Source organism: Pantoea sp. X-Soil-ISGK-259 (genome assembly GCF_059730705.1).
Map to the genome: position 1 here is coordinate 163774 of NZ_AP035986.1, position 19586 is coordinate 183359.

Genomic DNA, 19586 nt, shown 5'->3' on the forward strand with positions numbered 1-19586 from the left:
TTGAGTCAGGTACCTCCCGGTTGTCTTACCGACCTGATCTTACACCTGCCACTGGCAGGTGTTTTTTTTGCCTGCGAGAACCGGAGGGCAGATTTTGGGCACAAAAAAGCCGGGCGAGCCCGGCTTTATCCTGTCTGACAATCGCATCAGGCGTTTGGGTTATTCTTCAGCGTCAGCAACAACCCTTCACGGCGCATTTTTGCAGCCTCTTCCGGGCGATGCAGACGGTCATAAACATCTGCCAGCCATGCATAATCGAACGCATCCGGACGCTGCGCCAGCGCCTGCTGCAGCGCGTCAGCTGCCTGCTGCCATTCCCCATGACGCATCAGCAACTGCCCCAGCGTACTGTGCAGCAACGGCGTTGCGCCATGCTGTTTAATCTGCTGACGTAATGCTTTCTCCAGTGCTTCGGGATTGCCGCTTTTGATACGTGGCATCAGCAGTACCAGACGATCATCATAATGACGTTTCAGGCCTTCCAGCACGATAGACTGTGCGGTGTCGTGATCGTCACACTCAATCAGATGATCCGCCATGGCGACCTGCAACGTCGTATCCTGACGGGTCTTGCGACTCAGTGTGCTCCACCAGCGCTTCAGCCCATCACTGCCCTGATCAGCCATCGCCTGATTCATCAGACCCAGCCAGGCCTGCTGCTGCAAGGCATCACGATGGAGCTCATCGCCGACCTGTGACTTCTGCATCGACGGCAGAATATCCAGCAACGCACTCCAGGCACCTGTGCGAATATACGCCTGTTCGGCCAGGCGCAGTACTTCCGGGTGACGCGGTGCCACTTCCAGCAGGCGGTCGATGCTATGACGCGCAGCGTGATCTTCGTTACGTGCCAGCTGAATACGTGCGCGGGCGATTTCCACCGGAATGGTATTGTTTTCCGACAGCTCTGCAGCACGCTCAAGATGCTGATTAGCACGGGCTTCATCACCACGCTGTTGTGCAGCTTCTGCAGCCAGCAGATAGTTGGCTACAGGCACATCAGCGTGATCGGCATCTTTAGAGAGCAGTTTCTCAACCTGACGGTGGTCGCCTTCTGCCAGCTTCATCAGCGCCGACTGGGTATGGCGCTGGGCGCGACGGCGTTTACGTCCGGTAAACCAGCCACGGGTTCGCGCGCCGGTGTGCAGCACGCGGCGCAGCAGCCACTCTACGGCCAGAATCACCAGCAGGCTGAGAATAAGGATAATGACCAGGCCTGTGACGCTGGTTTCGATATTCCAGTTATCAGTCTGAATCAGCACGTAGCCCTGATGACCGGCAATCATCGGTCCCAGCACCACGCCCGCAATCAGCAGGATAAAGAGGATAAATACCTTAAGCATGCTTAGCCCCCCTGCTGATTAGCAGCGGCAGAAGGTTGCGCTAACAGGTTGCGCACCCGCGTCTGCATCAGCTGTTCCAGCAACGGCTGACTTTCCAGGTTATCCGGCAGATCCATATTGATGTTCTGCTGACTCAGCTCATCCAGCTGAGCAAGGAAAGCTTTGGTGGCGGCATCATTAGTGTCGTACCAGGCGCGAACCCAGGCGGACACGGTATCGATAGATTGTTTATAAATCTCATCCTGATGACGCGGAACAGCCTGAGCAGCGATCAGCAGACGCGAGCGGATATTCTCACGCAGATATACATCCTGATTCGGTGCCAGCAGCGGCTGTGCGGTGTTATCGCGGCGACGGATGGTAATAAAATCATCCATAAAATTATGCCAGCTTTTCACCAGATTCTGACGCCATTCGCGCACCGAACCTGAGAGCTCGCCACCATCGCTGTCCATCGGCGCATCATCGCTGTCGTTATCGGCCAGACGCAGATTATCAACGTTGTTCGACAACTGATTCAGCTTGAGGATCACGCCGTCGTAGTCGACCTGCGTAACGGAAGAGAGGTTGCTGATATCCTGGGTCAGCGCACGGCGCACATTCATCACGCTGGGATCGTTCATGTCGGCCAGGCTGGCATCGGCGCTTTTCAGCAGTGCCGCGGCTGTCGTGACATCCTGATCGCTCCAGAGTTTGCGGCCCGCCAGTTTCACCAGATAGTCCGCCTGTGCCAGCAGCCAGCTGCGCACGTCGTTGCCAGAGATCACGGCTACTTTTTCACGCAGGGTTTCCAGCTCTTTTGCTGAGGCATTCTGCTGCTGTTGCGCAGTCTGCAACGCCTTTTCAGCGCTACTTAATTGCTGTGTCAGCTGCTGTTTATCGCTGCCGGCCTGCTGCTGCAACGCGCTTAACTGGTCGCTCAGCTTTTGATTGGTTTGTGCCTGTAAATCAGCCTGATGTTTCCCGTTAAGGTATAAACCCGCACCCATCGCCAGCGCGATGACAATCGCAACGGCACCCAACACCATGCCACCCTTTTTCGCATTACGCGGTGGTGTGCTGTTGCTGGAAGAGGAGCGGTCAACCGCTGGGGTGGTTTCTTCAACCATGGCGGAGGAGTCTTTTTGTTCCGTCATATGTGGCACATCCCATTGTTAAAGTTCAGCGTAACGCGCGCAGCAGCGCATCGTTATCGGCACCATCGGCTACCTGAATATCCTGCCAACCTAATCCAGCGGCCAGGGTAGCCAAACGTTCACTGACGACAATCAGTCGGCAGTGGAGCAGCCATTCCTCACGATCAACTGCGGGGAACAGCGAAAAGAGCTGTTGTAACATTTCACCGCTGGTCACCACCAGCACCGAGACGCCGCGATCGCGCCAGCGGCGGCCTTCAACGGGTCCATCATAATGCTTCTGGCAGCGCTGGTAGCAGGCAGCAAACGTCACCTCAGCACCTCGCCGGGTTAAGGTCTCTGCCAGCAACTCGCGTCCGGGATCGCCTCGCAGGATCAGCGCACGTTTACCGGAAATCTGCTGAAGCGTGTTTATCTGGATCAATTCCTCACTGGTTTCATGTGCATGTGGCCAGGTCACCTGCTGGCCACTGACGGTGTGAAACGCCAGTGCGGTGCTGCGACCAATTGCATAATAGTCCAGCTCAGTGGGCCATGCTTTGATCGCGTGCTGCGCGTAGTGAATAACCTGCTGAGAAAGGATAAAGACGAGGTCGCCAGCATGAAGTCCGGCGAGCTTCTGGGGCAGAGAGGCGAGGTCAGCGCCCGGTGCGAACTCGATCAGCGGCAGGCTCCACGCCTGTTTGCCAAGGGCATGCAGGCGCGATACCAGCTCTGCCGCTGCGGGTTCCGGGCGCGTCACCAGGATGGTCATGCCGGCGGCTGCCCCTGGTAAACTTCTTTCAGGATTTCACGTGCGCCGCCATTCAGCAGTTCATCGGCCAGTGAAATGCCCATCTGTTCTGCCTGCGCGCGTGGACCCCGGCGTTCGCCGCTGACCATCACCCGGCCATCTGGTGCGCCGACCATGCCGCGCAGCCAGAGGTCATTGCCTTCCAGCACCGCGAAACTGCCGATGGGTACCTGGCAGCCACCCTCTAAGCGGGTATTCATGGCGCGTTCCGCTCTGACGCAGACTTCGGTGTCATCGTGGTTCAGTGCCCGTAACAGGTCAATTAAGACGCTGTCGTCCAGACGGCATTCAATGCCGACCGCACCCTGACCCACGGCGGGCAGGGAAACTTCGGCAGGCATTGCCTGGCGAATGCGATCTTCCAGTCCCAGGCGTTTCAGCCCGGCAACGGCCAGAATGATCGCGTCATACTCTCCGGCATCGAGCTTGCCGAGACGGGTGCCCACATTACCCCGCAGCGAACGGATCACCAGATCCGGACGGCGCGCACTAATCTGGCACTGACGACGCAGGCTGGAGGTGCCGACAATGGCTCCCTGTGGCAGCGCGTCAATAGAGTCATAATGATGGGAAACGAACGCATCGCGCGGATCGTCGCGCTCGCAGATGGTCACCAGGCCCAGACCTTCAGGGAAACTGACCGGCACATCTTTCATGGAGTGCACAGCCATATCGGCACGGCCATCCTGCATCGCCAGCTCAAGCTCTTTGACAAACAGTCCTTTGCCACCCACTTTTGCCAGCGGCGTATCAAGAATAATGTCACCTTTCGTGACCATAGGCACCAGCTCAACGCGAAGTCCCGGATGGGCACTCATGAGGCGTTGCTGTACATAATGTGCCTGCCATAATGCGAGCGGGCTTTGTCTTGTAGCAATTCTGAAAATTTTGTCTAACATGCTGTTAACCATTTTTATCGTTCACTGAATATCCTATCATCTCTGGATGAATACTGTCAGTTTCAACGGATTGAAAAGGGCCTGCGCACGGTTTCAGGCCCGGATTATCAAGCCATAACGTGGGAACCAGCGCTGAAAAGGCGGGAAGCTGGTAAGAACGTGCTAAACTGTTAAGTAGCGCAACTTTCTTTACGGTCAATCTGGCGAGTGTTAGATTGATCACGTTTCCAGCAATTATCTGCCCACTTTTTACTTTAATAAGCGGCAGAGCGTGGAAACAGGGTGCTTAAACACTGGGACAATCAGGCGAAACGTCTTGTACCTCTACATTGAGACACTGAAACAGAGACTGGATGCAATCAACCAGCTGCGCGTTGATCGTGCGCTGGCTGCTATGGGACCCGCTTTTCAGCGCGTCTACAGTCTGCTGCCAACCTTATTACATTATCAACATCCTCAGATGCCGGGTTACCTTGAAGGTAGCGTTCCATATGGCATCAGCTTCTACACGCCTGATGAAAATCAGCGCCAGCTGCTGGCCGATCTCACCGGCGACAGCGACCTGCGCCATGCCGATGCGCCGAAAGGCGAGATGCCAATCACCGCCATTTACTCCATGGGCAGCACCTCGTCTGTCGGCCAGAATAGCGTCTCGGATCTCGATATCTGGGTCTGCCATCAATCCTGGCTTGATAATGAAGAGCGCCTGAATCTGCAGCGCAAATGTACGTTATTGCAGAAGTGGTGCGTCTCAATGGGTGTGGAAGTCAGTTTCTTCCTGATTGATGAGAACCGCTTCCGTCACAATGAAAGCGGCAGCCTGGGCGGTGAAGATTGCGGCTCAACCCAACACATTTTGCTGCTGGATGAGTTTTACCGTACTGCGGTTCGTATGGCGGGCAAACGTCTCCTGTGGAATATGGTACCGGGTGAAGAAGAGCATCACTATGACGATTACGTGATGTCGCTGTACGCGAAAGGCGTGCTGACCCCCAATGAGTGGCTCGATCTGGGTGGCCTCGGTACGCTGTCTGCTGAAGAGTATTTTGGTGCCAGTCTGTGGCAGCTCTATAAAAGCATCGACTCGCCTTATAAAGCCGTACTGAAAACGTTGCTGCTGGAAGCCTATAGCTGGGAATACCCGAACACGCAGCTGCTGGCGATGGATATCAAACAGCGCCTGCACGACGGCGAAATCATCTGCTTCGGACTCGATCCTTACTGCATGATGCTGGAACGCGTAACGCACTATCTCACCAGCGTTGACGATCAGCCGCGTCTTGATTTGGTTCGTCGCTGCTTCTATCTCAAAGTGTGTGAAAAGCTCAGCACCGAAGATCATCATCATCGCACCGGCTGGCGTCGCGAGATTTTATCGCAGCTGGTCAAAGAGTGGGGCTGGAACGAAGAGAAGATTGCCGTTCTGGACAACCGCGCCGAGTGGAAAATTGAGCGGGTGCGCGAAGCTCATAATGAATTACTGGATGCGATGATGCAAAGTTATCGCAACCTGATCCGCTTTGCCCGCCGTAATAACTTAAGCGTTAGCGCCAGCCCGCAGGATATCGGTGTATTAACCCGTAAACTGTATGCCGCGTTTGAAGCGCTGCCGGGCAAAGTGACGCTGGTGAACCCGCAGATTTCGCCCGATCTCTCTGAACCGAATCTGACCTTTATTCATGTCCCACCTGGCCGTGCCAACCGTTCCGGCTGGTATCTCTATAACCAGGCACCGGATATGGATTCGATCATCAGCCATCAGCCGCTGGAATATAACCGCTACCTGAACAAGCTGGTGGCGTGGGCGTGGTTTAATGGTCTGCTGACCCGCAAAACCCGGCTGCATATTAAAGGCAATGAGATTTGCGATCTGGCGCGTCTGCAGGAGCTGGTCAACGATGTTTCCAGCCACTTCCCGCTGCGTCTGCCTTCGCCGACACCAAAAGCGCTCTACAGTCCGTGCGAAATTCGTCACCTGGCGATTATTGTTAACCTTGAGCATGACCCGACAGCGGCCTTCCGCAACCAGGTGGTGCACTTCGACTTCCGCAAGCTGGATGTTTTTAGCTTTGGTCAGCAGCAGCAGTGCCTGATTGGCAGTATCGATCTGCTCTATCGCAACTCCTGGAATGAGGTGCGTACACTGCATTTCAGCGGCGAACAGGCGATGATCGAAGGACTGAAAACCATTCTTGGCAAGATGCATCAGGATGCCGCACCGCCGGATACGGTGGAAGTGTTCTGCTACAGCCAGCACCTGCGCGGTCTCATCCGCACGCGCGTGCAGCAGCTGGTCTCAGAGTGCATTGAGCTGCGCCTTTCCAGCACACGTCAGGAGCCGGGCCGCTTTAAAGCGCTGCGCATGGCAGGCCAGACCTGGGGTCTGTTCTTTGAACGTATGAGTGTTTCTGTGCAGAAGCTGGAAAATGCCGTTGAGTTTTATGGCGCGATCTCCAACAACAAGCTGCATGGACTCTCTATTAAAGTCGAAACGAATCAGACACCGCTGCCACCCGTCGTTAACGGCTATGCCAGCGAAGGCATCATTCAGTTCTTCTTTGAAAACACCACGGATGAGCGCGGCTTCAATATCTACATTCTTGATGAGACGAATCGGGTTGAGGTCTATCACCACTGTGAAGGCAGCAAAGAGGAGCTGGTGCGCGACGTCAGTCGGTTCTACTCCTCATCGCACGATCGCTTCACATATGGGTCGAGCTTTATCAACTTTAACCTGCCGCAGTTCTATCAGATTGTGAACACGGGTGAGCGATTCCAGGTGATTCCGTTCCGTAGTCAGACGCTGACGCAGCTGTGTACGACGCAGCCTGACAACGACAACAGCGACTATCAACCGCGCTATCAGGTGCATTGATGCTGACGGCCTGCCTGCGCTCTGCAGGTGGCCGCTATCTTTCTGGCTTGTCACCCGGTTCACGCTATTAGCGGGGATTTCCTGTTGCTTTTCCACCTTCAACTGCGATGATAAGCATCCAGGTAAAGGACATGAAGAGCATAAAGAATGAAGAAAGTAATAAGCCTGTTGGCCGTGACACTGGCTCTAACCAGCCTTGCAGGTTGTGGTCTGAAAGGACCGCTTTACTTCCCGCCGAAGGATCAGCCGAAGAAACAACAATCGCCGACCGAACGCCAGAAAGCGGATGCCAAAAAAGCCGATGTGGGCGGACTGGTTACCGGCAACTCAGGCGTACAAGCGAACTAATCTGATGGCTTATCCGGCGGAGCAAAAAATGCAGTTCTCCAAAATGCACGGTCTCGGCAACGATTTTATGGTTGTGGATGCAGTGACACAAAACGTCTTTTTTTCGCCGGAGTTGATCCGCCGGCTGGCCGATCGTCATCTGGGGATCGGATTTGATCAGCTGCTGATTGTTGAACCCCCTTACGATCCCGATCTCGATTTCCACTATCGCATTTTCAACGCCGACGGCAGTGAAGTGGCTCAGTGCGGTAACGGTGCGCGCTGTTTTGCCCGCTTTGTTCAGCTCAAAGGGCTGACCAACAAGACCGATATCCGGGTCAGTACGCAAAATGGCCGTATGGTCCTGACCGTGACGCCGGATGACCAGGTGCGCGTGAACATGGGCGAGCCCAACTTTGAGCCTCAGCAGGTGCCGTTCCGCGCCAACAAAGCCGAAAACCTCTATCTGCTGCGCGTTGCCGAACAGACGGTAATGCTGGGTGCGGTATCGATGGGTAATCCTCACTGCGTCATCCAGGTTGAAAGTGTGAAAACCGCGCAGGTTGAACTGCTGGGCCCGATTCTGGAGAGCCATGAGCGTTTCCCGGATCGCGTCAATGTGGGTTTTATGGAGATCATCAATCCCGAACATATCCGCCTGCGCGTCTATGAACGCGGCGCGGGTGAAACACAGGCGTGCGGCAGTGGCGCCTGTGCTGCCGTTGCATGCGGCATTCAGCAGGGCATTCTGGCACCTAACGTCCGTGTCGATCTGCCTGGTGGAACGCTGCATATCTCCTGGAAAGGTGCCGGTCAGCCGCTCTATATGACCGGGCCTGCGACACACGTCTACGATGGGTTTATTCATCTATGAAAAATATCGAAGAGCAGACTGACAGTTCGGTTCTGCTGGACGATCAGGCCGTCAGTGATTATCTGCGGCAGAATCCCGATTTCTTTATCCGCAATGCCCGCGCAGTTGAACAGATGGCGGTGCCGCATCCGGTGCGCGGCAGCGTGTCGCTGGTTGAGTGGCACATGGCGCGGCAACGCAACCACATTCAGCGGCTGGAAGAAGAGATCACGCTGCTGATGGAGCAGGCCAGCGCTAACCACGAACTGTTTGACCGTCTGCTGTCGCTGGAAAGTCATCTGGCAGCGGCTGATTCGCTGCAGGATATGCTCAACCGACTGCACCGCTGGGCACGTGAATTGGGCCTGGCAGGTGCCAATGTGCGGCTGTTTAGTGATAAATGGCTGCTGGGCGCGCCTTCCGATTTCTTTCAGCTGAGCCTGTCGCGTCAGGCGTTTGAACCGCTGCGTATTCAGCGCTTCGGTAACCAGCATCACTATCTCGGCAACATTAATGGCCCGGAACTGCTGCTGCTGCTGCCGCAGGCAAAAGCGATCGGTTCGGTGGCCATGTCGCTGATGGGCGAAGAGGGCGATCTCGGCGTGCTGGTGTTCAGCAGTCGCGACAGCCAGCACTACCAGTCGGGTATGGGGACACTGCTGTTGCAGCACCTGTCGCAGATGATGCCTGATCTGCTTTCCCGCTGGGTCGAGCGCGCATGAGTAGCACGCTGCTGGAGGCTGTCGACGGATTCCTGCGCTACCTGAAAGTGGAGCGCCAGCTGAGTCCGTTAACCCAGAGCAGTTATGCGCGACAGCTTGCCGCGCTGGTGGCGATTGCTGACGAGATGAAGCTCAGCAGCTGGGCACAGCTGGAACCCGCGCAGGTGCGCAGCATGGCGGCGCGTAGCCGTCGTGCCGGACTCTCTGCCAGCAGCCTGGCGCTGCGTCTCTCTGCGCTGCGCAGTTTCCTCGACTGGCAGGTGAGTCAGGGTTTGCTCTCCGCTAATCCTGCCAAAGGGGTAATGACGCCACGTAAAGCACGGCATCTGCCCAAAAATATTGATGTTGATGAAGTGAATCAGCTGCTGGAGATCGACCTTGACGATCCGCTGGCGGTGCGCGACCGGGCGATGCTGGAAGTAATGTATGGCGGCGGTCTGCGTCTCTCCGAACTGGTCAATATGGATTGCCGCCATGTCGATCTCGATTCCGGTGAAGTGTGGGTCGTGGGTAAGGGCAGCAAAGAGCGCCGGGTTCCGATTGGCCGCACGGCCGTCACCTGGATCCAGCACTGGCTGCCGCTGCGTGAAACGTTCGGTGCCCAGGATGATGCGCTGTTTCTGTCGACACGCGGCAACCGCATTTCGCCCCGCAACGTACAGAAGCGCTTTGCCGAATGGGGCATCAGACAGGGTCTGGCGAGCCATATCCATCCGCATAAGTTGCGACACTCTTTTGCCACCCATCTGCTGGAGTCCAGCGGCGACCTGCGCGCCGTGCAGGAGTTACTGGGGCATGCGAATCTGTCGACGACCCAGATCTACACCCATCTCGACTTCCAGCATCTGGCTTCGGTGTATGACGCTGCGCATCCCCGCGCCAAACGAGGAAAGAACGAATGAAGTTTTATCGTCCGCTGTCGGCCATAAAAGCTATGAGCTTCGACCTTGATGACACGCTCTACGATAACTACCCGGTGATTCGTCGTACCACGCTGGAGTCCCATGCGGCGTTGCAGGCTTTTCATCCGGCGCTGCGTGACTTCACGCCGCAGGATTATCAGCAGTTGCGTGACGAACTGCTTCAGCGTGAGCCTGAAATCTATCATGATGTGTCGGAGTGGCGACGCCGTTCGGTAGAGCTGGCGATGCTGAATGTCGGCCTCTCTGCCACTGAAGCGACAGCGGGCGCGGCAGATGTCATGGCGGTCTTTCATCAGTGGCGGAGTCAGGTCGAGATGCCGGATGAGACGCATCAGACGCTAAAAGCGCTGGCGGAAAAAATCCCGCTGGTGGCGGTCACCAACGGTAACGCCTGCCCGGAAAAAATGGGCATTGCGCACTACTTTCAGTTTACGCTGCGGGCCGGGCCGGATGGGCGCGCCAAGCCGTGGCAGGATATGTATCAGCTTGCCGCGCAACGCCTTGATATCGCACCACATCATATTCTGCATGTCGGTGATGACCTCACAACCGATGTCGCGGGCTCACTGCGCTGCGGACTGCAGGCCTGCTGGATTAACCTGCGGCAGGGCAACCTGATGCATATCCCGGATGCGCGCCTGTTGCCGCATGTCGAAATTTCGCGGTTGGCATCACTCACCTCACTGCTATAATGGCTGTAAATTTATCCAGTCGTCTCCTCTTTTCTGCTTTGCCGCCGTCGCTAATCTGGCATCTGTGTCGCCGCCTGACGGGCAGCGATACTGTCTTGCGGCAGGCGGAATAATCAGCGCGACGACGACGCTTTTTCTCTGGTAAACGGTGCTTATGGACGTTTCTGAACTGCTCGATGGTTTGAATGACAATCAGCGCGCTGCCGTTGCGGCTCCGCGCAGTAACCTGCTGGTGCTGGCAGGCGCGGGCAGTGGTAAAACGCGGGTGCTGGTGCATCGCATTGCCTGGCTGATGTCGGTGGAGAATTGCTCTCCCTATTCAATTATGGCGGTGACCTTTACCAACAAAGCGGCCGCGGAGATGCGTCACCGTATCGAGCATCTGATCGGCACCAGTCAGGGCGGGATGTGGATCGGCACCTTCCACGGCCTGGCGCACCGTTTACTGCGCGCTCACCATCTTGATGCCGGTCTGCCGCAGGATTTTCAGATCCTCGACAGTGAAGATCAGCTGCGTCTGCTTAAGCGCCTGATTAAATCCATGAACCTTGATGACAAGCAGTGGCCTGCGCGTCAGGGCATGTGGTACATCAACGGCAAAAAAGATGAAGGCCTGCGGCCAAAGCATATTGAAAGCTACGGCAATCCGATTGAGCAGACCTGGCTGCGCATTTATCAGGCCTATCAGGAGGCCTGTGATCGCGCCGGTCTAGTCGATTTCGCTGAGCTGCTGCTGCGCGCCCATGAGCTGTGGCTCAACAAGCCGCACATTCTTAATCACTACCGCGAACGTTTTACCAACGTGCTGGTGGATGAGTTTCAGGATACCAACAACATTCAGTACGCCTGGATTCGGATGCTGGCGGGTGACAGCGGTCGTGTGATCATCGTAGGCGATGATGACCAGTCTATCTACGGCTGGCGCGGCGCGCAGGTCGAGAATATCCAGCGCTTCCTGCAGGATTTCCCTGGCGCGGAAACCATTCGTCTGGAGCAGAACTATCGCTCAACCAATAACATCCTGAAAGCCGCCAACGCCCTGATCGCCAACAACAATGGCCGCCTGGGTAAAGAGCTCTGGACCGAAGGCAGCGATGGTGAGCCAATCTCTATCTATTGCGCCTTTAATGAGCTGGATGAAGCACGCTTTGTGGTTAACCGCATCAAGGTCTGGATGGAGAACGGCGGCGCGCTCAACGACTGCGCCATTCTCTATCGCAGCAACGCCCAGTCGCGTGTGCTGGAAGAGGCGCTGCTGCAAAGCAGCATGCCGTACCGTATTTATGGCGGCATGCGCTTCTTCGAACGCCAGGAGATCAAAGATGCGCTCTCCTATCTGCGTCTGATGGCGAACCGCAATGACGATGCGGCTTTTGAGCGCGTGGTAAATACCCCGACACGTGGCGTGGGCGATCGCACGCTCGACGTGGTACGTCAGACCGCCCGTGAGCGTCAGATGACGTTGTGGCAGGCCACGCGCGAACTGCTGCAAAGCCGCGCGCTGGCTGGCCGTGCCGCGTCTGCGCTGCAACGCTTCTGTGAGCTGGTCGATTCACTGGCTACGGAAACCGCCGATTTACCGCTGCATGTTCAGACCGACCGGGTCATTAAAGACTCAGGCCTGTGGCTGATGTATGAGCAGGAAAAAGGTGAGAAGGGCCAGGCGCGTATCGAAAACCTTGAGGAGCTGGTGACGGCAACACGCCAGTTCAGCTATCAGGACGAAGATGAAGATCTGATGCCGCTGCAGGCCTTCTTGTCCCATGCCGCCCTTGAAGCGGGTGAAGGTCAGGCGGACAAGTGGCAGGATGCGGTTCAGCTGATGACCCTGCACTCGGCGAAAGGGCTGGAGTTTAGCCAGGTCTTTATTGTCGGCATGGAAGAGGGGATGTTCCCGAGCCAGATGTCGCTGGATGAAGGCGGCCGTCTGGAAGAGGAGCGTCGTCTGGCTTATGTCGGCGTAACCCGTGCCATGATGAAACTGACACTGACCTACGCTGAAACCCGCCGACTCTATGGTAAGGAAGTGTATCACCGGCCTTCCCGTTTCATCGGCGAACTGCCCGAAGCGTGCATCGAAGAAGTGCGTCTGCGCGCCAGCGTGAGCCGTCCGGTAAACCATCAGCGGATGGGTGCCCCGGTGACCAAAAATGACAGCGGATTCGCGCTGGGTCAGCGTGTTCATCACGCGAAATTTGGCGAAGGCACCATCATTAATCTGGAAGGCAGCGGTGAACACAGCCGCCTGCAGGTGGCGTTTCAGGGGCAGGGAATCAAGTGGCTGGTGGCGGCTTACGCAAAGCTGGAAACGCTTTAGCGTGCGGTTGACGGCTTTTTCGTCTCAGCGTAACATGCGCCCACTATTATCATGAGAGGACAATGCCTTGGACACGCCCAGTCGATGCTGGCTCAATGACCTGGATACCAGGAATAACATCTAAGGCTACCTCTTTACGCGGGTAGCCTTAGCGGTTATCAGCGACCTCCCTTTTTGATTCCGTCGCACGAGTCAGCACTGATTTATCTCTGAAACTCTGTTTCCGTGTTCAGGCCGCACGTTCCATGTTGAGGAACGGCGGACTGCCTTGTCCCATTTAGTCTGCAATGGGGAGTATTGCTATGCTGAGCGCATTTAAACTGGATCACAGCCGCCTGACGCGACTGGAGCTGGAAGACGAAAACGACAAACTGACCACCTCCGTCTGGGTCGATCTTATTGAACCGGAAGAGGGCGAACGTGATCGGGTGCAGTCAGAACTGGGTCAGAGCCTGGCAACACGGCCTGAGCTGGAAGACATTGAGGCCTCAGCACGTTTCTTCGAAGATGAAGATGGTCTGCATATTCACTCCTTCTTCTTCTATGAAGATGCTGACGATCACGCCGGTAACTCTACTGTGGCGTTCACCATCCGTGAAGGCCGCCTCTATACACTGCGCGAACGCGAACTGCCCGCTTTTCGCCTCTATCGTATGCGCGCCCGTAACCAGACGCTGATCGACGGCAATGCCTTTGAGCTGCTGCTCGACCTGTTTGAAACCAAAATCGAACAGCTTGCCGATGAAATCGAGAACATCTACAGCGCGCTGGAGAAACTCAGCCGGGTGATCATGGAAGGTCAGCAGGGCGAAGAGTACGATCAGGCGCTGTCGCGGTTAGCGGAACTGGAAGATATCGGCTGGAAAGTGCGCCTCTGTCTGATGGATACCCAGCGCGCGCTGAACTTCCTGGTGCGTAAAGCGCGCCTGCCGGGCAATCAGCTGGAGCAGGCACGTGAAATTCTGCGCGATATCGAATCGCTCCTGCCGCATAACGAATCGCTGTTCCAGAAGGTGAACTTCCTGATGCAGGCGGCAATGGGCTTTATCAATATCGAGCAGAACCGCATCATCAAGATCTTCTCCGTGGTCTCCGTGGTATTTCTGCCGCCAACGCTGGTGGCTTCCAGCTACGGGATGAACTTCGAGTTTATGCCGGAGTTGAAGTGGAGCTTTGGTTATCCTGCGGCTATCGGCCTGATGATTCTTGCCGGACTGGCACCTTATCTCTACTTCAAGCGTAAAAACTGGCTTTAAAACAGCCACGGGCCATCTCAGATGGCCCGTTTTGCTGGCTCTCATCCCCGTTTCTGCGTACTCTGACCCTCCTGTTTTTACAAATAATTAACTTCTTATGGACGCTTTTTCGTTGCGCGCGCAGTGGACGCTGCTGTTGCTGGTCTCAGTGTTGCTGGGTGCGGTGCTGCACTATTTTCATGTGCCTGCCGCGCTGTTACTGGGACCGATGATCGTGGGCGTGGTGATGGGGCTATCAGGTGCCACGCTGCGCATTGATAAACGGTTCTTCCTGGTTGCTCAGGCCGTTCTGGGCTGCATGATTGCGCAAAGCCTGTCACCTTCGATTCTGACACCGCTGATTCAGGACTGGCCGATCGTACTGGCGGTGCTGTTGCTGACGCTGGCGGCCAGTGGCTTGTCCGGTTTTCTGCTGGTGCGCTTCAGTCATCTGCCTGGCCCGACCGGCGCATGGGGATCGTCGCCGGGGGGAGCATCGGCCATGGTGGCGATGGCGGGTGACTTTGGCGCTGACGTCCGGCTGGTGGCGTTTATGCAGTATCTGCGGGTGCTGTTTGTCGCCTCGGCGGCCGCGCTGGTGGCGCGCATCGGGCTGGGCGATGAAGCACACAGCGTGTCGCTGCTCTGGTTTCCGGCGCTGAATCGCGGTTTTGCCATTACCCTGGTCGTCATGCTGCTGGGCGCATGGCTGGGCACACGACTGCGCATTCCTTCTGGCGCGTTGCTGCTGCCCGCACTGGCGGGTGCGGCACTGAACAGCAGTCATATCGCGATATTACAGGTGCCGGAATGGTTGCTGGCCGTGGCCTATGCGCTGATTGGCTGGAGCGTGGGACTGCGTTTCACCCGCCCGATTTTTCTGCTGGCACTGCGCACGCTGCCGCAAATGCTGGCCTCGATCTTCGGGTTGATGTTGTTGTGTGGCGGGCTGGCGTGGATACTGACCCGAATGCTGGATATCGATCTGATGACGGCTTATCTCGCCACCAGTCCAGGCGGACTGGACACGGTGGCGATTATTGCTGCAGGCACGCAGGTCAATATGGCGTTTGTGATGGCGATGCAGACGTTGCGTCTCTTTACCATCCTGCTGACCGGCCCGGCTTTAGCGCGCTTTATCTCACGCTACGCGCGCACGGGAACGGGAGCGGAATGAAAACGCCACCGCATCGCAGACAAACACCAGCAGCGCCAGCCAGATGAAGGCAAAGGTCACCAGCTTGTCTGGCGTGATGGTTTCACCGTAAAACACCACCGCCAGGACAAACATCAGCGTCGGGCCGAGGTACTGGAAGAAGCCCACGGTGGAGAGTCGCAGTCGGCTGCAGGCCGCCGCAAACAGCATCAGTGGAATGGTGGTAACAATGCCGGCCGCAATCAGCTTCAGGTTGAGGCTCAGCGGGTTAGCCGATAAATGGCTGGTGGCGCTGTCGGCAAAGCCAAACAGGTAAATCGCCGCCAGCGGGAACAGCCACAGGGTTTCAATCAGCATACCGCTCTGCGCATCGACCTGAATCTTTTTGCGCAAAAGACCGTACAGGGCAAAGCTCAGCGCCAGGCCCAGCGCGATAATCGGTAACGATCCAAACTGCCACAGCTGCACCAGCACGCCGACGGCTGCCAGCAGTACGGCCAGCCACTGCAGGCGACGAAAGCGTTCGCGCAGAAACAGCATGCCGAACACCACGTTAATCAGCGGGTTAATAAAGTAACCGAGGCTGGCTTCCAGCATATGCTGATTGTTGACCGCCCAGATGAACAGCAGCCAGTTGCCGCCGATCGTCACTGCTGTCAGCGCCAGCATCAGCACTTTTCGGGGCTGGCGCAATACGCTGCGTACACCGGGCCAGCTGCGGCTCAGGGTAATCAGCAACAGCATAAAGAGCGCAGACCAGATCACGCGATGCGTCATGATTTCTGTCGCGGGAACCTGTTTCACTAGCTTGAAATAGGCGGGCGCAATGCCCCAGATAAAGTAAGCGCCCAGTGCAAAGCCAACGCCCTGCCGGGTTTGTTGCGTATCCATATGCGATCCATTCAATGTCGTGGTTAGCCGATAAGATAGGTGGCAGTCGCCGTAGCGATGTAGTCGCCATGTTGATTGTGCAGCTCCACCCGAGCCACGCCGACTTTGTTACCGGCACGCAGCAGGCTGCTGGTGGCGATGAAGCGTTCACCGCGTCCGGGACGTAAATAGTCGACACGCATATCAATGGTGCCCATGCGCGACAGACGCTGGCGCAGCTCCTCCTCAGTGATGCTCTCCTGACGGGTTAGCGCATTACTGACGCACACCATGCCCGCAGCCACATCCAGTACCGAGGCGATAACACCGCCGTGCAGGATCTGCTGTGCCTGATTACCTACCAGCATGGTTTTGTTATTGAAACTGATCTCTGCGTAGTCTGCGTCAAGGCGCAGCAGCTCCAGGCCCAGCGCCTGATTAAACGGCATGTGATAAACGAAAATTTCGCCGACCAGCTTACGAGCGTCCTGCTGTGTCAGCACGGGTGATGACATGATGATGTGTCCTGAAAAAATCGGGCCAGAGGGGCGCGGAACGTTAATGAGTTGTGTATTCTATGACGCCTGCGAGGGTGTTTCCAGTTTAAGAAATCAGCACTCATGCTCGCTGCCATTTGTGTGTAGAATGGCCTGCTTTTTACGACACCCTTTCAGTTATTCTGATACGCAGTTGCTCACCGGAGAATTCTATGCGTAAGCATCGCGCCTTGCTGGCGGCAATGTTGATATTTCCTGCGCTGGCGCAGGCGGATGAAGCCCAGATTAAAGAGGTTCATGACGCGCCACAGGTCCAGGGCAGCATTATTGCTAACCTGCTGGAGAAGCACGACAACCCGTTTGTTCTCTATCCTTACGAGAACAACTATCTGCTCTACACCTATACCAGCGATCTGAATAAAGAGGCGATCTCATCTTATAACTGGGGAGAAAATGCCCGTAAAGATGAAGTGAAATTCCAGCTCAGTCTGGCATTTCCGTTATGGCGCGGTATTCTGGGCGACAACTCCGTCCTGGCGGCCTCTTATACACAGCGTTCCTGGTGGCAGCTGTCGAATAGCGCGGAGTCTTCGCCATTCCGCGAAACCAACTATGAACCTCAGATCTTCCTCGGCTGGGCAACCGACTATTCACTGGCGGGCTGGACCTTACGGGATGTTGAAGTGGGTCTGAATCATCAGTCCAATGGACGAAGCGATCCGACTTCACGCAGCTGGAACCGTGTTTATGCGCGTCTGATGGCGGAGAACGGTAACTTCCTGGCGGAAATCAAACCCTGGTATCGCATCCCGGAAGGGGAGAGCAGCGATGATAATCCTGATATCACCAAATACATGGGTTATTACCGTGCCAAAGTGGGCTACCGGCTAGGCGACAGTATTTTCAGCGTTGAGGGCAACTATAACTGGAACAGCGGTTATGGCGGCGCGACAATGGGCTGGAGCTACCCTATCAGTGAGCATGTACGCTTCTATACTCAGGTATTTAGCGGTTACGGTGAATCACTGATCGATTACAACCATCGCCAGACGCGTCTGGGTGTGGGTGTAACGCTTAACGACTTGTTCTAATCTCAAACGTAAGACAGGAATCGCGTGGCAACCTCGGCAGTTCTCAATCAGGAAGCGCTGGCGCAGCAGGTATTGCAGGATACCTTCGGCTATCAGCATTTTCGTCCCGGTCAGCAGACGATCATTCATCAGGCGCTAAGCGGGCGCGATTGCCTGGTGGTGATGCCCACTGGCGGAGGGAAATCGCTTTGTTATCAGATTCCGGCGCTGGTGCGCGAGGGACTGACGCTGGTGGTGTCACCGCTGATCTCTCTGATGAAAGATCAGGTCGATCAGCTGCTGGCGAATGGCGTGGCGGCGGCGTATCTCAACTCCACCATGACGCGCGATCAGCAGCAGACGGTGATGGCAGACTGCCGTACCGGTCGGGTTAAGCTACTTTATATCGCTCCCGAACGCCTGATGATGGATAACTTCCTGGAAAGTCTGGCGCACTGGCAGCCCGCGATGCTGGCCGTGGACGAAGCGCACTGCATTTCCCAGTGGGGCCACGATTTCCGTCCGGAATATGGCGCACTCGGAAAGATGCGTCAGCGCTTCCCGGAATTACCGGTGATGGCACTGACCGCGACGGCGGATGAAACCACCCGCAATGACATCGTTAACCTGCTGCACATGCAGGATCCGCTGATCCAGATCAGCAGCTTTGACCGTCCTAATATCCGTTACACGCTGGTGGAGAAATTTAAACCCACCGATCAGCTGCTGCGCTACGTTCAGGATCAGCGCGGTAAGTGCGGCATTATCTACTGCAACAGCCGGGCGAAGGTGGAAGACACCGCCGCGCGTCTGCAAAGCCGTGGATTCAGCGTGGGCGCCTATCATGCCGGAATCGATAGCGAACAGCGTGGCCGGGTGCAGGAAGCGTTTCAACGTGACGATCTGCAAATCGTGGTGGCGACGGTGGCCTTTGGCATGGGTATCAACAAACCCAACGTCCGTTTTGTCGTTCACTTCGATATTCCGCGTAATATTGAGTCCTATTATCAGGAAACCGGCCGGGCCGGACGTGATGGTCTGCCCGCCGAAGCGATGATGCTCTACGATCCGGCCGATATGGCCTGGTTGCGTAAATGCCTCGAAGAGAAAGTGCCAGGGCCGCTGCAGGATATTGAACGCCACAAGCTCAATGCGATGGGCGCGTTTGCGGAAGCGCAGACCTGCCGGCGTCTGGTGCTGCTGAACTATTTTGGCGAGGGTCGCCAGCAGCCATGCGGCAACTGCGATATCTGTCTCGATCCGCCTAAACGCTATGACGGTCTGGTTGAAGCGCAAAAAGCGCTTTCCGGTATCTACCGTGTTGGTCAGCGTTTTGGCATGGGCTATATCGTTGAGGTGCTGCGCGGGTCTAATAATCAGCGTATTCGTGAACAGGGTCATGACAAACTGCCGGTTTATGGGCTGGGCAAAGACCAGAGTCACGAACACTGGGTCAGTGTGTTACGTCAGTTAATCCATCTGGGGCTGGTGACGCAGAATATCGCTATGCATTCGGCGTTGCAGTTGACCGAAGCAGCGCGCCCGGTGCTGCGCGGTGAAGTGCCACTGATGCTGGCAGTGCCGCGATTGATTACTGCGAAAACAAAAAGCAGCAGTCCGGCGAAGTTTCTCGGTGGCAATTACGACCGCAAGCTGTTCGCCAAGCTGCGTAAGCTGCGAAAAGCGATCGCCGACGAAGAGAATATTCCCCCCTATGTGGTGTTCAATGACGCCACACTGATAGAGATGGCAGAACAGATGCCGGTCAGCGCGTCGGAGATGCTCAGCGTCAACGGCGTGGGCCACCGCAAACTGGAGCGCTTTGGCAAACCTTTCCTGGTGATGATCAAAGAGCATCTTGATGATGAAGAATAAAGG

18 protein-coding genes are annotated in these 19586 nt (G+C 56.2%); 12 read left to right on the top strand and 6 right to left on the bottom strand.

Going from position 1 to position 19586, the window contains the following annotated elements:
* Positions 1-146: 146 nt before the first annotated feature.
* Genes hemY through hemC form a run of 4 tightly spaced genes read right to left on the bottom strand, consistent with a single transcriptional unit; the run spans position 147 to position 4171 of the window.
* Positions 147-1343, bottom strand: coding sequence for a protoheme IX biogenesis protein HemY (hemY, locus tag AC6I77_RS00735; protein WP_008926434.1), 1197 nt, complete (start codon positions 1341-1343; stop codon positions 147-149).
* A gap of 2 nt (positions 1344-1345) precedes the next feature.
* Positions 1346-2479 carry a uroporphyrinogen-III C-methyltransferase gene (gene hemX, locus AC6I77_RS00740; RefSeq protein ID WP_003854351.1) on the bottom strand — a complete coding sequence of 378 codons (1134 nt, stop codon included), beginning with the start codon at positions 2477-2479 and terminating at the stop codon, positions 1346-1348.
* A gap of 25 nt (positions 2480-2504) precedes the next feature.
* Positions 2505-3233, bottom strand: a complete 729-nt coding sequence (hemD, locus tag AC6I77_RS00745; RefSeq protein WP_003854352.1) for a uroporphyrinogen-III synthase — start codon at positions 3231-3233, stop codon at positions 2505-2507.
* Complete coding sequence (gene hemC, locus AC6I77_RS00750) at positions 3230-4171, bottom strand: hydroxymethylbilane synthase (RefSeq protein ID WP_033743361.1); 942 nt, start codon at positions 4169-4171, stop codon at positions 3230-3232. The genes hemD and hemC overlap by 4 nt, the downstream gene beginning before the upstream one ends.
* Before the next feature lie 316 nt (positions 4172-4487).
* On the opposite strand from hemC, the gene AC6I77_RS00755 reads away from it, so the two are divergent.
* The 10 genes from AC6I77_RS00755 to AC6I77_RS00800 all read left to right on the top strand — a co-directional run bounded on the left by AC6I77_RS00755 (position 4488) and on the right by AC6I77_RS00800 (position 15292).
* Complete coding sequence (locus tag AC6I77_RS00755; RefSeq protein WP_003854355.1) at positions 4488-7046, top strand: class I adenylate cyclase; 2559 nt, start codon at positions 4488-4490, stop codon at positions 7044-7046.
* A gap of 147 nt (positions 7047-7193) precedes the next feature.
* Complete coding sequence (lptM, locus tag AC6I77_RS00760) at positions 7194-7394, top strand: LPS translocon maturation chaperone LptM (RefSeq protein WP_442844260.1); 201 nt, start codon at positions 7194-7196, stop codon at positions 7392-7394.
* Positions 7395-7422: 28 nt separating this feature from the next.
* Positions 7423-8247, top strand: coding sequence for a diaminopimelate epimerase (dapF, locus tag AC6I77_RS00765; RefSeq protein WP_008926438.1), 825 nt, complete (start codon positions 7423-7425; stop codon positions 8245-8247).
* Positions 8244-8948, top strand: coding sequence for a DUF484 domain-containing protein (locus AC6I77_RS00770; RefSeq protein ID WP_003854361.1), 705 nt, complete (start codon positions 8244-8246; stop codon positions 8946-8948). The genes dapF and AC6I77_RS00770 overlap by 4 nt, the downstream gene beginning before the upstream one ends.
* Positions 8945-9850, top strand: coding sequence for a tyrosine recombinase XerC (xerC, locus tag AC6I77_RS00775; protein WP_008926439.1), 906 nt, complete (start codon positions 8945-8947; stop codon positions 9848-9850). Before AC6I77_RS00770 ends, xerC begins: the two co-directional genes overlap by 4 nt.
* The gene (gene yigB, locus AC6I77_RS00780; RefSeq protein WP_457172227.1) at positions 9847-10563 is read left to right on the top strand and encodes a 5-amino-6-(5-phospho-D-ribitylamino)uracil phosphatase YigB; all 717 of its coding nucleotides are present in this window, start codon (positions 9847-9849) and stop codon (positions 10561-10563) included. Before xerC ends, yigB begins: the two co-directional genes overlap by 4 nt.
* A 154-nt stretch (positions 10564-10717) precedes the next feature.
* Positions 10718-12880 (top strand): DNA helicase II, encoded by a 2163-nt coding sequence (gene uvrD / locus AC6I77_RS00785; protein WP_003854368.1) that lies wholly within the window; start codon positions 10718-10720, stop codon positions 12878-12880.
* A 67-nt stretch (positions 12881-12947) separates the two neighbouring features.
* Positions 12948-13004: a YsgD/CorL family protein gene (ysgD, locus tag AC6I77_RS00790; RefSeq protein ID WP_369690086.1), complete on the top strand. Its 57-nt coding sequence runs from the start codon at positions 12948-12950 to the stop codon at positions 13002-13004.
* A 178-nt stretch (positions 13005-13182) separates the two neighbouring features.
* Positions 13183-14136 (top strand): magnesium/cobalt transporter CorA, encoded by a 954-nt coding sequence (corA, locus tag AC6I77_RS00795; RefSeq protein WP_003854370.1) that lies wholly within the window; start codon positions 13183-13185, stop codon positions 14134-14136.
* Between the two features lie 97 nt (positions 14137-14233).
* A complete protein-coding gene (locus AC6I77_RS00800; protein WP_497816681.1) occupies positions 14234-15292 on the top strand; it encodes an AbrB family transcriptional regulator in 1059 nt (352 codons plus the stop codon).
* On the opposite strand, the gene rarD is transcribed toward AC6I77_RS00800, so the two are convergent.
* Positions 15257-16162, bottom strand: coding sequence for an EamA family transporter RarD (gene rarD / locus AC6I77_RS00805; protein ID WP_003854374.1), 906 nt, complete (start codon positions 16160-16162; stop codon positions 15257-15259). The two genes, AC6I77_RS00800 and rarD, sit on opposite strands and share 36 nt — an antisense overlap.
* A gap of 23 nt (positions 16163-16185) precedes the next feature.
* Entirely contained in the window at positions 16186-16656 is a 471-nt protein-coding gene (locus AC6I77_RS00810; protein WP_003854376.1) for a thioesterase family protein, read from the bottom strand.
* A 194-nt stretch (positions 16657-16850) separates the two neighbouring features.
* On the opposite strand from AC6I77_RS00810, the gene pldA reads away from it, so the two are divergent.
* Entirely contained in the window at positions 16851-17729 is an 879-nt protein-coding gene (gene pldA, locus AC6I77_RS00815; protein WP_003854378.1) for a phospholipase A, read from the top strand.
* 24 nt (positions 17730-17753) lie between these two features.
* A complete protein-coding gene (recQ, locus tag AC6I77_RS00820; RefSeq protein ID WP_003854379.1) occupies positions 17754-19583 on the top strand; it encodes an ATP-dependent DNA helicase RecQ in 1830 nt (609 codons plus the stop codon).
* Positions 19584-19586: the final 3 nt, after the last annotated feature.

Coding starts and splice junctions, on each gene's coding strand:
- hemY (WP_008926434.1), bottom strand. CDS start 1,343: ATGCTTAAGGTATTTATCCTCTTTATCCTGCTGATTGCGGGCGTGGTG.
- hemX (WP_003854351.1), bottom strand. CDS start 2,479: ATGACGGAACAAAAAGACTCCTCCGCCATGGTTGAAGAAACCACCCCA.
- hemD (WP_003854352.1), bottom strand. CDS start 3,233: ATGACCATCCTGGTGACGCGCCCGGAACCCGCAGCGGCAGAGCTGGTA.
- hemC (WP_033743361.1), bottom strand. CDS start 4,171: ATGTTAGACAAAATTTTCAGAATTGCTACAAGACAAAGCCCGCTCGCA.
- lptM (WP_442844260.1), top strand. CDS start 7,194: ATGAAGAAAGTAATAAGCCTGTTGGCCGTGACACTGGCTCTAACCAGC.
- dapF (WP_008926438.1), top strand. CDS start 7,423: ATGCAGTTCTCCAAAATGCACGGTCTCGGCAACGATTTTATGGTTGTG.
- AC6I77_RS00770 (WP_003854361.1), top strand. CDS start 8,244: ATGAAAAATATCGAAGAGCAGACTGACAGTTCGGTTCTGCTGGACGAT.
- xerC (WP_008926439.1), top strand. CDS start 8,945: ATGAGTAGCACGCTGCTGGAGGCTGTCGACGGATTCCTGCGCTACCTG.
- yigB (WP_457172227.1), top strand. CDS start 9,847: ATGAAGTTTTATCGTCCGCTGTCGGCCATAAAAGCTATGAGCTTCGAC.
- uvrD (WP_003854368.1), top strand. CDS start 10,718: ATGGACGTTTCTGAACTGCTCGATGGTTTGAATGACAATCAGCGCGCT.
- corA (WP_003854370.1), top strand. CDS start 13,183: ATGCTGAGCGCATTTAAACTGGATCACAGCCGCCTGACGCGACTGGAG.
- AC6I77_RS00800 (WP_497816681.1), top strand. CDS start 14,234: ATGGACGCTTTTTCGTTGCGCGCGCAGTGGACGCTGCTGTTGCTGGTC.
- rarD (WP_003854374.1), bottom strand. CDS start 16,162: ATGGATACGCAACAAACCCGGCAGGGCGTTGGCTTTGCACTGGGCGCT.
- AC6I77_RS00810 (WP_003854376.1), bottom strand. CDS start 16,656: ATGTCATCACCCGTGCTGACACAGCAGGACGCTCGTAAGCTGGTCGGC.
- pldA (WP_003854378.1), top strand. CDS start 16,851: ATGCGTAAGCATCGCGCCTTGCTGGCGGCAATGTTGATATTTCCTGCG.